Origin of the sequence: Streptomyces sp. TG1A-8, from assembly GCF_030499535.1 — a bacterium.
In the GTDB taxonomy this organism is placed as follows: Bacteria; Actinomycetota; Actinomycetes; order Streptomycetales; family Streptomycetaceae; genus Streptomyces.
Map to the genome: position 1 here is coordinate 337,872 of NZ_JASTLB010000001.1, position 14,111 is coordinate 351,982.

Annotated in this window: 8 protein-coding genes and 2 pseudogenes; 2 read left to right on the forward strand and 8 right to left on the reverse strand. The window is 72.1% G+C overall.

Features of this window, described 5'->3' with window-relative positions; all coding sequences use genetic code 11:
- Nucleotides 1–149: 149 nt before the first annotated feature.
- Nucleotides 150–770, forward strand: coding sequence for a hypothetical protein (locus QQY24_RS01510; protein WP_301970820.1), 621 nt, complete (start codon nt 150–152; stop codon nt 768–770).
- 387 nt (nt 771–1,157) lie between these two features.
- Here the strand turns inward: QQY24_RS01510 and QQY24_RS01515 are convergent.
- The 4 genes and pseudogenes from QQY24_RS01515 to QQY24_RS01530 all read right to left on the reverse strand — a co-directional run.
- Nucleotides 1,158–1,325, reverse strand: a pseudogene (locus QQY24_RS01515) (beta-hexosaminidase); the annotation flags it as partial.
- Nucleotides 1,326–1,564: 239 nt separating this feature from the next.
- Complete coding sequence (locus QQY24_RS01520) at nt 1,565–1,939, reverse strand: VOC family protein (protein ID WP_301970821.1); 375 nt, start codon at nt 1,937–1,939, stop codon at nt 1,565–1,567.
- Between the two features lie 531 nt (nt 1,940–2,470).
- Entirely contained in the window at nt 2,471–4,234 is a 1,764-nt protein-coding gene (locus tag QQY24_RS01525) for a thiamine pyrophosphate-dependent enzyme (RefSeq protein WP_301970822.1), read from the reverse strand.
- A 15-nt stretch (nt 4,235–4,249) separates the two neighbouring features.
- Nucleotides 4,250–5,832 (reverse strand): annotated as a pseudogene (locus QQY24_RS01530) (FMN-binding glutamate synthase family protein).
- A 241-nt stretch (nt 5,833–6,073) separates the two neighbouring features.
- On the opposite strand from QQY24_RS01530, the gene QQY24_RS01535 reads away from it, so the two are divergent.
- Nucleotides 6,074–8,053, forward strand: coding sequence for an amino acid transporter (locus QQY24_RS01535; RefSeq protein WP_301970823.1), 1,980 nt, complete (start codon nt 6,074–6,076; stop codon nt 8,051–8,053).
- An 82-nt stretch (nt 8,054–8,135) separates the two neighbouring features.
- Here QQY24_RS01535 and QQY24_RS01540 read toward each other — a convergent pair whose 3' ends face one another.
- From QQY24_RS01540 to QQY24_RS01555, 4 genes are all read right to left on the reverse strand, one after another.
- Nucleotides 8,136–10,883 (reverse strand): alkaline phosphatase family protein, encoded by a 2,748-nt coding sequence (locus QQY24_RS01540; protein WP_301970824.1) that lies wholly within the window; start codon nt 10,881–10,883, stop codon nt 8,136–8,138.
- A 4-nt stretch (nt 10,884–10,887) separates the two neighbouring features.
- Complete coding sequence (locus tag QQY24_RS01545; RefSeq protein WP_301970825.1) at nt 10,888–12,246, reverse strand: ABC transporter permease; 1,359 nt, start codon at nt 12,244–12,246, stop codon at nt 10,888–10,890.
- Nucleotides 12,243–13,256, reverse strand: coding sequence for an ABC transporter ATP-binding protein (locus QQY24_RS01550; protein ID WP_301970826.1), 1,014 nt, complete (start codon nt 13,254–13,256; stop codon nt 12,243–12,245). The genes QQY24_RS01545 and QQY24_RS01550 overlap by 4 nt, the downstream gene beginning before the upstream one ends.
- Before the next feature lie 100 nt (nt 13,257–13,356).
- Nucleotides 13,357–13,947, reverse strand: coding sequence for an acetylxylan esterase (locus QQY24_RS01555; RefSeq protein WP_301970827.1), 591 nt, complete (start codon nt 13,945–13,947; stop codon nt 13,357–13,359).
- Nucleotides 13,948–14,111 lie beyond the last annotated feature (164 nt).

Here is a 14,111-nt window from a genome sequence, read left to right on the forward strand (position 1 = left end):
CGGGAACCGGGAACCGCCGGCCCCCGCGGCACCACGGGTTCGTCCCCGGCGACCGGCGAAGGCGGCTCGGGAGGCCGGCGCAGCGGGTAGTAGCCTGTGCGCCCTGCCGGCGCCGTTGGGAAGGTCCGGCACCGTCGGGGAGGGCCTTGATGAACTACCGGAACGCGCAGCATGAGCACTGGCCGCAGTACGAGGACATCACCGACGAGTACTACCGGCACGGACGGTTCTTCTACGGCGAGGACGGGGGCGGGCGGCTGCGGTGGGGGCGGGTCGTCGCCTTCTACCGGGCGTTCAACGGGATCACCACGCCTGCGATCGAGCCGGTCGTGCGGTTCCTCGGTCAGGACGGGACGGAGGGCCGCCCCGAGTACGTTTCGCTGGGGAGCCGGACCGAGAGGTACTGGATGGGCCGGACGGTCCAGGACGTGGAGCAGGCGTGGCGGGAAGCGTCGTCCACCGGATCGTGGCCGCGGCCGCACGGTAGGCCCATGGCTCATCGTGCCGACCCGTTCCTCATCGACCCGGCGCACTACCTGCTGTTCTACGCGGCCCGGACCGAAGAGGGGGAAGCCTGCCTCGGCCGGGTCGTGGGGTGGGACCCGCCCGAGTTCAACGACGAACTCCCGGCCCCGGTCGTGCGCCTCTACGGTCCGGACGGCGGCCTCGAAGAGGAGGCCCAGTACGTGGGGCTGAACGTGCCGGACACCTACTGGTTGACGGGCTCGCTCGAATCCGCCCGGCGGCATCTCGCCGACCGGCACGCGTAGAGGGGCCGGAACCGCGCTCGGCGCACCGGCCGCCGGTGGGGGGCTCACCTCGCACCGGCGGCCCAGGGGTCCTGCCGGCTCCTTCCCGCCACCCGTCCCGGCAGGTCCCCGTCCCGGTCCGGCCGCGCCTGCTGACGACCTCGTGCACGACGCGGACCGGCACTTCCCTGCGGGTGCGTCCCTGCCGGTCACAGCCTCGTCCCTTGACGACGGGCTCCGCCGGCGTGCCCGAACGGCCGTCGGGCGCGAGAACGCGAAGGGTGTGGCAGCGGGCCGTGATCACGCGGACCGGAGCGGGCGGTCCGGCGGCGCAGTCGCGGTCCGAGCACTGGTCCTCCCCCGGCCGTACCCGGGGGCCACCTCTGACGAGGGGGGCGCCGGCCCGCCGGGCGACGGGAAGACGTTCATCACCTCGGCGAGTACCGCGCGGCAGAAGTCGAGCACCTCGTCGTGGACGCCGAGGACGGTGTCGCAGACGCCCCAGCGGGTCCACACGTCGAGGCTGCGGTCGGGGCGGTTGCCGAGGTGGGGGCAGGCGGCCAGGGCGGCGCGGACGCCGGGCGGCGCGCAGCAGGACGGAGTGCGGGGAGACGGTGAGCCCGTCCCCTTCCCGGCCGAGGCCGTGCAGTCCCGCGTCGACGGCGAAGGTGACGGCGCCGGACGGCGAGGGGGCGAGGGGCAGGCCGGTGGCGGGGGCGAGGGCACGAGCGGCCGTGGCGCTCCGGAGCGACGGGGTTCGCCGGCGGCTGCCTGTCCGGGCGCCGCGTTCCGGGCACCCGGACAGGCCGTCCCGGCTACAGGTACGGGCGGGTGATCAGCTCGATCGCGTGACCGGCGGGGTCCTTGAAGTAGACCCCGCGACCGCCGTGCTCGTTGTTGATCTCGCCGGGGCGCCGCATCCGCGGGTCGGCCCAGTGTTCGATGCCGCGACCACGCAGTCGCCGGTACGCCCGGTCGAACAGTTCGTCGTCGACCAGGAACGCGTAGTGCTGCATCTGGATCTCCACCGGCGGCTCGGCGAACTGGAGCAGCACGCCGTCACCGAGCTGGATGTTGGTGAAGGGGCCCCAGGACGGTGCTTGGGGAAGTTCCAGCAGCTCCCGGAAGAACCGGGCCGACTCGTTGCGGTCCCTGGCGGCGATGATGGTGTGGTTGAACGTGACTGTCATTCGGCTGACCTCGCTGTTGCTCGGCACGGAGAACGGACTCGTGGTGCGCGAGCGCGGGGAGGTCCGCGTGCGGAACGTGGGTGCCTGCTGCGCACCCGCTGTGCGATCAGCCTCCCACCGGGTGGCCGATCCGTGCGTGGCGTGGCGCCGATCCGGTGTTCACGTGGGTGAGCCTATTTGATCTCGCTGACCGCGGCAACGGTACGGCGACCGGCTCCTGGGCGGGCGGCGGGCAGCGGCCCCGGGGGACGGGCGGACGCGTGAAGCGCGGCGTGGGGCGGGGGGACGCGCGGTGCGCGGCGGGGCCGAGCGGCCGGGTCCCCCGGGCCGGGGGACCCGGGCCCGGGCCCGGCGGCCCGCCGGCCGGGGGTGAGCGGCGGGTGGCGGGCGGGTACCCGTGGGCCGGCCGGCCGCCGGAACCCGGCACCGCCGAGCCCGTGGCCCGCGCGGGCCGCCGGCGGACGGGAGCGCAGCGGCCCCGGCCCGGCGGCATGCGCGGGCCGCGGGCTCGGGGCCGCCTTCGTGTCCGCGTCAGAGCGCGTCGTCGTCCCCGTGGCTGCGCACGATCTCCTTGACCTTGGCCAGGGCGAACCCCCAACCCTGCTCGACCGTCGGTTTGGCCGGCACCGCGATCTCGTCCGGGTTGGTGAGCACGTCGAGCAGCACCGGCCCACGGGTGTCGAAGGCGCGGCGTACGGCCTCCTCCAGCTCGGCCGGGTCGGTCACGCGGATCCCGGGGATGCCCATGGCCGTGGCGACGGCGGCGAAGTCGGGGTTGTCGAGGACGGTGCCGAACTCCGGGAGGCCGGCCTGCTCCTGTTCCAGCTTGACCATGCCCAGACGGCGGTTGTCGAAGACGACGAGCTTCACGGGGAGGCGGTGCGTCTTCAGCGTCATCAGGTCTCCGAGGAGCATGCTCAGCCCGCCGTCCCCGCAGAAGGCGACGACCTGCCGCTCGCGGTCCAGGCACTGGGCGCCCAGCGCCTGCGGCATCGCGTTGGCCATCGAGCCGAGGTTGTAGGAGCCGATGAGCCGCCGCGCACCCCGCATCTCGACGAAACGCGAGAGCCACACCGTCGCCATGCCCGTGTCGGAGGTGAAGACGGCGTCGTCGTCGGCCAGCCGGTCCACCACTGCCGCCAGTGCCTCCGGCCGGATGTCGTGGGTGCGGTTGTCGAGCGAGGAGCGCACCCGGCCGATCAGGCCCTTGTCGTGTGCCGGGTCGGCCAGCCGCGCCTGGCTCTCGCGCCACCGTCCGAAACGCTCACGTGCCTCCTCCAGGTGCGAGCGGTCCCGCGCGCCCTCCGTCCCGGCGGGAGCGGCGGCGAGGTGGGTGAGAAGGTCACGGGCGGTCGCGCCCGTGTCGCCGACGAGACCGACGTCGACCGGTACGCGCCGCCCGATGTGGGCCGCCTCGGTGTCCACCTGGATGACGGTCTTCCCCGCCGGGTACCAGTCCCGGTAGGGGAAGTCGGTCCCCAGCAGCAGCAGGGTGTCCGCCTGCTGGAGGGCCGACGCGGCGGCCGGGTTGCCGATCAGCCCGGTCTGGCCGACCTGGAACGGGTTGGCGTCGCCCTCGAAGCCCTCCTTGGCCTTGAGCGTGAGCACCATCGGCGCGGCCAGCCGGTCGGCGAGGGTCAGCACGTCCTCGCGGGCGCCGCGGGCGCCCCGTCCGACGAGCAGCGTGACCCGCTCCGAGCCGTCGAGGAGTTCGGCCGCCCTGCGCACGGCGGACTCCTCCGGCCGGCTGAGCGGGGCGTTCAGGGAGAACCTGGCCGGGCGGTCCGTGTCCAGTTCGCGCTCGCCCAGGTCGCCGGGCACGGTCAGGACGGCGACCCCCTTGCGGCCCAGGGCGTGGCGCACCGCCGTCTCGAGCATCTGCGGCAGTTGGCCGGGAGAGGTGATGGTCGCGCGGAAGACGGCCACGTCGCTGAAGAGCGCGTCGTTGTCGACTTCCTGGAAGTAGTCGGTGCCGAGTTCGGCGAGCGGCACCTGGCCGGCGATCGCCAGGACGGGGGTGTGGCTCTTGGCCGCGTCGTACAGCCCGTTGAGCAGGTGGACGGAGCCGGGTCCGACCGTTCCCATGCAGACACCGAGAGTGCCCGAGAGCTGCGACTGGGCGCTCGCGGCGAACGCCGCCGCCTCCTCGTGCCGGCAACCCACCCATTCCAGGTCCTCGGTGTTGCGAATGGCGTCCGTCAGGGGATTGAGCGCGTCTCCCACGACGCCGAAGACCTGACGCACGCCGAGTTCGCTCAGTGCGTCCACGATGACGCGGGCGACGGTACGGGCCACTTGAGTCCTCCAGGGTCAGACGGTGAATCGGTCGGGATCGGCGGCCTCCCAGTCGGCCGCCCAGGAGTGGGGGGCTCGGCGAGCAGTTGCCCTGGCGCGAGCCATTCGTACAGCTCCTCGTAGGAGCGTTCGGTGTAGGGGTCGATGCGCCGGCGGAGCATGTGGGGACGCAGCTCGGCGGGATCGGTGACGCCCATGGACGCCATGATCTGCAGGGCGCTGGCCACGGTCGCCTCCTGGAAACGCTGGACGCGCGGCGTCTTGTCGCGGACGTCGAGGGCGCGGGCGCGCCGGGGGTCCTGTGTCGTCACACCGGTGGGGCAGGTGTTCGTGTGGCACCGCTGGGCCTGGATGCAGCCGACGGCGAACATCATCGCCCGGGCCGCGTTGCCGTAGTCGGCGCCCTGCACCAGGCGTTTGACCAGGTCGGTGCCCGTGGCGATCTTGCCGCTCGCCCCGATTCTGACGCGGTCGCGCAGGCCCGCGCCGACGAGGGCGTTGTGCACGGTGAGCAGGCCCTCGGTCAGCGGGGTCCCCACGTGGTCGGCGAATTCCAGGGGCGCGGCTCCGGTACCGCCTTCCCCTCCGTCCACGACGATGAAGTCGGGGGCCGTGCCCTCCGCCAGCATGGCCTTGCACACGGCGAGGAACTGCCGGCGCGAGCCCACGCACAGTTTGAACCCGGTCGGCTTGCCGCCGGACAGCTCCCGCATCCGGGCGATGAAGCGGACGAGTTCGCGCGGGGTGGAGAACACCCTGTGGTACGGCGGCGAGATCACCGTCCGTCCCTCGGGCACGTCCCGCACCTTCGCTATCTCGGCATTGACCTTCGCACCCGGCAGGACCCCGCCGATACCCGGTTTGGCGCCCTGGGAGAGCTTGAGGGACACGCACTTGACGTGATCGTGCGCGGCCTTGTCGGTGAACTCGGCGGGATCGAAGTCGCCGTCCCGGGTGCGGCAGCCGAAGTAGCCGGTGCCTATCTCCCAGACGAGGTCCCCGCCCGGCCTGAGGTGGTACTCCGACAGGCCGCCCTCGCCGGTGTCGTGGGCGAAGCCCCCGGCCGCCGCTCCGCCGTTGAGCGCGAGGATCGCGTTCGCCGACAGCGAGCCGAAGCTCATCGCCGAGACGTTCAGCAGCGCCATGTCGTAGGGGCGGCGGCAGTCGGGCCCACCGATCCGCACCCGCACGGGGGTTTTCGGCACCGGGCAGGGGGCCATCGACGGCACCAGGAACTCGTAGCCGGTTTCGTACACGTCCCGTTCGGTGCCGTACGGCTGTTCGGCGTCCGTGCCCTTCGCCCGTTCGTAGACGATGGTGCGCACGTCCCGGTCGAAGGGGCGCCCGTCGAAGTTCCGCTCGACGAAGTACTGCTGCAGTTCCGGGCGGATCCGCTCCAGGAGGAAGCGGGCGTGCCCCAGGACGGGGTAGTTGCGCAGCACCGAATGCCGACGCTGCAGCAGGTCCGCCGCACCCAGCAGACCCAGCAGGACGAGCGGTACGGCGGCCGGGCACCACCAGGGCGACACAACGACCGCTGCAACGGCCGCCGCGATGCCGGCGGCCAGGGTCAGGGCGACGATTGCCATACGAGTCACCCCTCGCTCATTGCCCTGGTGCGGCCTTCCAGTCCTGCGGTTTCGTCAAGAAACCTGCAAAGGTGCGGCTCAGTGGCACCACGTGGTCGGACCGGTCCGGCTTACCGGCTCGTGCGCAGGGCAGGTGATCGACGGGCCGGAGGGACGACGAAGCCCTCATCACCGTCTCCACGGTCGGTGGTGCGCGGTGACGAGCGGAACGGCCGGTGGGCCGGACAGCGAGGAAGAGGGGACGAAAACGGTGAAGGAGAGTGGGCCGGTCCTGCCGGCGATGGTGGACAGCCCCGCGCTGCGGACGCAGTCCGCCGGCCGGCTGGCCGGCTGGTTGTTGCGCCACCGGGTGCAGCCGGTCGGACCGGCCGCCGGCGAGGGGCACGGTGAGCCGCATCCGTGGTGGAAGGTGATGTGCCTGACGGGCGTGGACTACTTCTCCAGCCTGGCCTACGTGCCGGCGATCGCGGCACTGGCGGCCGGGGCGGTCTCTCCGCTGGCCACGCTGATCATCGTGGCGCTGACCTTGCTGGGGATGCTGCCGATGTACCGGCGGGTGGCGCGGGAAAGCCCCTACGGGGCCGGTTCGGTGGCGATGCTGGAGGACCTGCTGCCCTTCTGGTGGGGCAAGCTGTTCGTCCTGGTGCTGCTCGGGTTCGTCGCCACCTCGTGGATCATCACGATCACCCTGTCCGCGGCGGACGCCTCGGTGCACATGGTGGAAAACCCCTACCTGCCGCACGCCCTGCACGGTCACGAGGTCGCCATCACCGTCGCGCTGCTGTTGCTGCTCGGCGGGGTGTTCCTGCTGGGCTTCAGCGAAGCGGTCAGTGTCGCCATCCCTCTGGTGGCCGTCTTCCTCCTCCTGAACGCGGTCGTCGTCGCCGTCGGTCTGGCGGACGTGGCCACCAGCGACGGGGCGTGGGCGGCCTGGACCGGTGCCCTGGCCGACACCGGAGGCGGCCTGACGGACCTCGCCGGCCCCGCGCTGCTGGCCTTCCCACTGCTGGTGCTGGGCCTGTCGGGATTCGAGACGGGGGTGAGCATGATGCCGCTCGTGGCCGCCGAGGGCACCGGCCCCGGCCAGCGGCTGGAGTCCCGGGTCCGCAACACCCGCAAGCTGCTCACCGTCGCCGCGGTGATCATGAGCGTCTACCTGCTGTCCGCGAGCTTCGTGACGACCGTGCTCATCCCGCACAAGGAGTTCGAGGCCGGTGGTGGCGCCAACGGCCGGGCCCTGGCGTGGCTGGCCCACGAACGCCTCGGGGAGGCGTTCGGCACCGCATACGACATCAGCACCATCCTGATCCTGTGGTTCGCCGGCGCATCCGCGATGGCGGGTCTGGTCAACATCGTCCCCCGCTACCTGCCCGGCTACGGCATGGCCCCCGAATGGGGCCGCGCGGTCCGCCCGGTCGTCCTCGTCTACACGGGGTTGTGCGTGGGCATCACCATCGCCTTCGACGCCGACGTCAACGCCCAGGCGGGCGCCTACGCCACCGGCGTCCTGGCGATGATGGTCTCCGGTGCCTTCGCCGTGACCGTATCGGCCGCCCGCCGCCGTCAGCGCACGACCACCGTCGGTTTCGCCCTGCTCACCACGGCGCTGCTCTACGCACTGGTGGCGAACATCGTCGACAAACCCGACGGCATCGCCATCTCCGCCGTCTTCATCGCCGGGATCATCCTCGTGTCGCTGGTCTCCCGGATCTCCCGCACCACCGAACTGCGCGCCGACAGCATCGAGTTCGACACCGCTGCCCGCCGGTTCGTCGCCGACAGCCTCGCCCACGACCGCTCCCTGAACATCATCGCCAACCGCCGCCAGGCCGGCGACCGGGCCGAGTACGCCGGCAAGGAGCGCGAGCAGCGCGGCTCCAACCCGGTCCCCGGCCGGGCCGACGTCCTCTTCCTGGAGATCGACGTGGTCGATCCGTCCGACTTCAGCGACACCCTGGCCGTCCACGGCGTCGAAGTCGACGGCTACCGGGTCCTGCGCGCCCAGGCCCCGGCCGCCCCCAACGCCATCGCAGCGATCCTGCTGGCCCTGCGCAACGCCACCGGCATACGCCCGCACTGCTACTTCGCCTGGGCCGAGGGCAGCCCGCTCAAGCACATGTTCCGTTACTTCCTCCTCGGCCGCGGCGACACCGCCCCCGTCACCCGCGAGATCATCCGCAAACACGAACCCGACCCCGACCGCCGCCCCGGCATCCACGTCGGCGGCTGACCCTGCCGCCCCGCCGCCGCGGGAACGCGAAGGACCCCTGGCGGTGTGGCCCGCCGGGGGTCCTGGGCCGGGGCGGTCCGTGTCAGTCGTCGGACTCCGCCGACGGGATGAAGGCGCCGGGCACGTCGTTCGGTGCGTAGATCTCCTTCTCCCCGGGGTACGGCTTGCCCCAGTTGTGCGTCTCGTACCACGTCAAGTGGTTCATCTGCGCCGGATTGGCGTAGTCGGGGACGGCCTGGGGGCCGGTCAGGCGCTGCTTCGACTTCCAGGACTCCCACTCGGCGGCGAGCGGCTTCCTGTCCGCCGGCACCTTCGCCGACGGCACGGCCGCCGCCCCGGGGTCCTGCGGGGCGGGGGTGTCCGCACCGCAGGACGGTGGGGTCTTCAGGCCGTCGGTCAACGGGGTCCGGTTGGGCAGCGCCGTGAACGGCGTGCGGTCCGGGTGCCGGGTGAACGCCCCTCGCATGGGGGTGGCCGCGCTGTCCTTCTGGTTCATCGGACGGATCCCGAGGATCTGCTCGATGGTGCGGACGACCGTGATCTGCGAGTAGTAGTGGTCGTCGACGACACCGTGCTGGGCCCAGGGGCTGATGATCTGGATCGGGGCGCGGTGGCCGTCGACATGGTCCAGGCCGGCCTGGGAGTCGTCCTCGACGACGAAGACCGCCGAGTCCTTCCAGTACGGGCTGTGCGAGATCTCGTCGACGATCCTGCCGGTGGCGAGGTCGTTGTCGGCGACCTGGGCGGCCGGACTGGCCGGACCACCGGTGTGGTCGCTGGAGAGCCAGAACATGTTCAGGTTCGCCGGACCGTTCTTCTCGAAGTCCTGCTTCCAGATCTCGTACCGGTAGAGGTCCGGGACGCTGGTGTCGAACTTCGGGAAACCGGGCACGGACACGCTGTTGAGCGACGGAATCGGCGACGACGAGTTCAGGGGGTAGGCGGTGCCCTGCCCGGTCGCGTCCATGTTCCTGGCGTCGCAGTACAGGTTCTGCCAGCTCGCGCCGGCCGGCTTGGTCAGGAACTGCTGGAACTCGCCGAAGTCCCGCACGGTCTTGCCGGCGGCCTGCGCACCGGTCCACAGGAAGCCGGTCTTCTGGTGGCCGAGGGCGTCGTCCTCGGTGTCGTAGCTGCGCGCGTACTCGCCGGCCGAGGACTCGGTGTACTCGGGGTTGTCCGCCTGCATCAGCCAGTTGTGGCCCTCGGCGGAGTTGGTGCCGATGTCGTAGGTGTTGTCGTACAGCCCGAACTGCTCGGCCAGCGCGTGCTGGTTCGGCGTCACGTTCTCGCCGAACTGCGTCAACGACGGGTCGCCGTCGCCCTTGGCGATGTCGCCGAGGACCTGGTCGTAGGTGCGGTTCTCCTTGACGATCAGGAAGACGTGCTTGATCGTCGACGGGTCGCCGATCCGCACCGGGACCGGCTGCGGCTGCGCGTGGCTCCTGCCGTTGGCGAGCTGGACGGAGCCGGGACTCCAGCCGTTCTGCCGGAAGACCTTCGCGGTCTGGGAGCGGATGACACGGTCGCCGGGGAGGGTGAACTGCGTGAGGCTGGAGGTCGTGTCGTGGGTGCCGCGGCCGGCGCCGCCGGGGCGGCGCGCGTCGATGCCGCGGGTGTGGGAGATGACGACCTTCTCGCCCACGGTGGTGATCTCGGCGGGGAAGTAGTCCGTCGGAAGCAGGCCGACGTAGCTGACCGGTTCCTGCGGGGAGGTGTAGCGGTAGACGGCGACGGCGTTGGCGCGACCGAGCGTCACCAGCAGGTGGCCGTCGTCGGTGAGCGTCACCGCGTCGGGCTCGTATCCGACCGACGCCTCCGGCCACGGCTGGGTGGAGATGGTCTGCACGACCTTGTCGTTGCGGGTGCTGATGACCGACACGTCGTTGTCGGCGGTGTTGGTGACGAACACGGCGCCGTTCCTGGCGTACACCGCGGTCGGGTGCAGGCCGACGTCCGTGGTCCGGACGGCGGCGGACGGGTCGGCCAGGTCGATGACGCTGACCGTGCCCGTGGTGGTGGCACCGGTCCCGGGGTCGGCCGGCACCTGGGTGCCGTAGGAGTTCATCGTGGTGTCGCCGGCCTTCGCGGGCCGCCCGCCCTCGTTGCTGACGTAGAGCTTCTCACCGACCCGGGCCATGCCGCGCGGGGCGTTGCCCACTGCCCAGTCCTGCTCGATCGCCCCGGTGGCGGTGTCGATGGCGACCACCCGGTTCTGCCCGTTGACGGCGGAGTACACGGTGGAGCCGTCGGCCGAGAACACCGCCACGGCGGCCAGGGCGTGCTTGCCGCCGTCGGCCGGGATCCTGACGGTCACCGGGCTGGAAAGGGTGCCGTCCTCGTTCACGGTGAACTTGGTGTAACCGTCGGTCTGGCCGAGCCACAACTGCTTGCCGTCGGGTGAGTACGTGGGGCCTTCCTGGCCGACGGAGGCACTGCCGATGCGCAGGTCGTCCGCGGCGGCGGTGCCGATGCGCTGCTTCACCCGCCCGGTGGCGAGATCCACGACGACCAACGCCGCGTCGCCGTCGGTGACCGAGGCGGCGAGATGGCCGCCGTCCGGACTGACCGTCGAGGACATGATCTTGCCGTCGTTGATGACGAGGCGGTCGCCGTACGGGGAGATGTACTGGTCGGCGGAGAGGACCTGGCCCCGGGCGGTCACCTGGCCGACCCGGTCGGTGCCGAACTGGCGCGTTCCGGCGACGGCGGTGCCGGTGGCCAGGGCGGCCGTGGTGATGCATGCCGTGAGCAGCGTTGCCCGGCGGCCGACGCGTCTGCCCAGCAGGACGTAGTACTCCTTCTTGGCCTGCCGGCGGCGTGTGGTCTGCATGAGGTCATCCCTTCGGGGAGGTGGAGAGCAGTTCGACGTCGCCGTCGAACTGCCACAGCGGGTTCGGTGCGTCTCCCGTCGGAGTCCGCACCAGGAAGTAGCCGTTCACGCCCTTCGGTCCGTCGCCGTCGGCGACGAACCGCCCGTCCGCCGTGATGTCGAGCTGGTAGACGGCCGACCCGGTGGCCGCGACGCCCGGCAGGTGCCAGGAGACGACGCACCGCCAGTCGTTGCCCGGGCCGCGGGCGTCGTCCTGGACGCCGGCCTTGGTGCACGTCGCCGAGGTGTTCAGCTGCGCTTCCGTGACGGCGGGCCGGTGGAGCTGCCGGGTCTGCATGCGGTACAGGTGCGCGAACTCCGTGGCGAGGGAAGCCTGTACCCCGGCGCGGTCGATTCCGGAGCCGGCGACCGTGGTCGTCGCCGCCACGACCGCGACCGTCACCCCGAACAGCCCCGCGAGCGGCAGGGCACCCACGGTGACCGCGCGGCGCGCTGAGCCGTCGTCGGTGAGGTCGGTGAAGTCGCGCCGCAGGAACAGCGCACAGGCCAGCGCGGTCGCGGCCGCGGCCCACAGGAGGCCGACAACGATGCCGGTCAGCAGCGGGGCGAGCTGCACCGGGCTGGTGAACAGGCCGTTCCAGGCGGTGAAGGCGCAGCCGGGCAGGGCGAGGCGGACGGCGACGGGGAGCGGCAGCATCTGGGCGAGCTGCATCGCCAGCGCGACGAGCGCGGGCAGCAGCAGCCCCATCGGGGACCGTGCAAGCACGATCGACCCGAGGAGCCCGATTCCGGCGAGTGCCAGGGCCGGGGCGAGCACGCAGGTCCAGGCGAGCAGGACCCGGCCGGCGGCGTCCCCCGGCGCGAGCAGACGGCCGTCGAGGCCGACCAGCGGCTGGTTGCCGACGGCCGCCAACCCGCCGGCCGTGCTGGAGACGGCCAGCCCGGCCACGAGCAGCAGGATGACGGTCAGGCTGGCCAGCGCCTTCGCGGCGAAGATCCGCCGGGGTGAGCGGACGGCGACGAGCAGGTGGCGCCAAGTGCCGAGCCGGTCCTCGGCGGCGAACACGTCACCGGCGACGACGGAGACGAGCAGCGGGAGCGCCCAGGTGCCGGCGAACCCGAGCGTCACCAGTGGCCCGGCCCAACCGGTGGCGTGCATCCAGCGGCCGAAGAGGGTGTCCGTGGGCAGTGTGCTCTGCCGGCTCACCCCGGCCACGAACAGTGCCGGCGCGGTCCAGCAGGCCAGGACCAGCAGGCGGATCCGCCACTGCGAGACGAGTTTGACGACTTCGAAGCGGTAGCTCCGGGCAACTGAGGCACCGCCCGATACGGCGGCGTGCTCAGGGGATGCGGTCGCGGTCATCGGCCGGCCTCCTGGCGCTGGACGCCGGTCTGCTGCGGGCCGGCGGTGCCGTCCTGCCGTTGCCGGACGCCGTGGACGCCGGCCGACTGCTCGGTCAGGGCCAGGAAGGCCGCCTCCAAGGGGGAGACGACCGGGGTGAGTTCACGCAGGGCGACGCCGGCCCGGACGAGCCGCACCACCAGGTCGTCGAGGGCCGGCACCGACGCGCGCACCACGAGCGCCTCACGGTCCCGGTGTCCCCCGGCATCGTCGGCCAGGCGGATTCCGGGTGTGCCGACGGCCAGTCGGCGGGCGTGCTCCGGGCCGGACGTGACGAGCCGGTAGTCGAGTTCGCGGTTCCCGGCGGTCAGCCCGCCCAGTGGACCGGAGAAGACGACCCGGCCGGTCGCGAGGATGGTGACCGCGGAACACAGGGCTTCCAGGTCGTCCATGCGGTGACTCGACAGCACGACGCCGGTTCCCTCCCGGGCGAGCCGGGTGAGGACACCGTGGACGTGCTTCTTGCCTGCCGGGTCCAGGCCGTTGGAGGGTTCGTCCAGGACGAGCAGCCGCGGCTTGGTGAGCAGGGCCGCGGCGAGACCGAGCCGTTGGCGCATGCCCAGGGAGAAGCCGCGGGTGCGGTCGTCGGCGACGTCGGTGAGCCCCACTTGGTCGAGCGCGTCGTCGATCCCCGCCGTCCGCGTGCCGCCGCCGCGCAGAGCGGCGAGCGCGGCGAGGTTCTGCCGGGCGGTGAGCGAGGGGTACAGACCTGGCCCGTCCACGAACCCGGAGACGCCTCCGGGGGCCTCGAACGCCCGGCCCACCGGCGTGCCGAGGATCTCGAGACTGCCGCTGTCGGCCGCGGCCAGGCCGAGCAGGAGTCCGAGCAGTGTCGTCTTGCCGGCGCCGTTCGGTCCGACGAGGCCGTGGATCCGGCCCTGCGCCACATCCAGATCGACGCCGTCGAGCGCGATGACATCACCGAAGCACTTGGTGATGCCGCGAGCCCGGACCGCGAGGTGTGAGTCCATGGGTTCCTTCTTTCGAAAGCCTTATGGACCCTAGGGACTCCACACGACGCGGACGGAGATCGCCAGTTGAACGCTCGGGGAACGGACGTCCAAACGGGAGTCAATGGGCGTCCACCGCACCGGGAGCCGGGGACGCACGCTGACAGCCGTGCCGTGGCCCGACGGTGGTGACCGGTCCCGGCTCCGCGAGGTCCGGCAGGCAGGGCCGGGCGGGCGCGGCGGGCGAGCGGCCGGGCCCGCTCCGCGACGGCCCGGGCGGTGGTGTCGGCGAGGTCGGCGTCAGGAGCTCGTCGACCAGGTGGAAGGCGTCGAACGCGATCACCGACGCGACGCTGCGGCACTGGAGCCGGTTCACCGATCGCTCGCGCCGGCCCCACGGCGTCTGGTGGTAGTCGACCGCTTCGATCATGTCGATGTCGGTGATGCCCGCCTCCGCCACGTCCTGCGGGCTGTCGGGGATCCAGTGGGTGATCAGCGGCTCGCCGCCACGGGCCCCGGTCGTACGCCGCTCCCCCACCGCTTCCAGGTCCTCGATCACGGAGCCGCCGGATCGGCGGGCCCGGCCGATGTCCACCGGGACGACCGCGCCGACCGCCTTGATGCGGTGCTCGGTCATGGCGGCGTTGACCGCGTAGCCGCCGCCGGCGCACACGCCGAGCACACCGATCCGCCGGTCGTCCACGTAGGGCAAGGGCGGTCAGGAAATCGACGGCGCACCTGACGTCCTCCACCCGGACGGCCGGCTCCTCCAGGTACCTGGGTCCACCACCGCTCTCGCCCTGGTAGCAGGCATCGAATGCGACCGTGACGTACCCCTTGTCCGCCATGTGCCGCGCGTAGGTCCCGGCCGTCTGC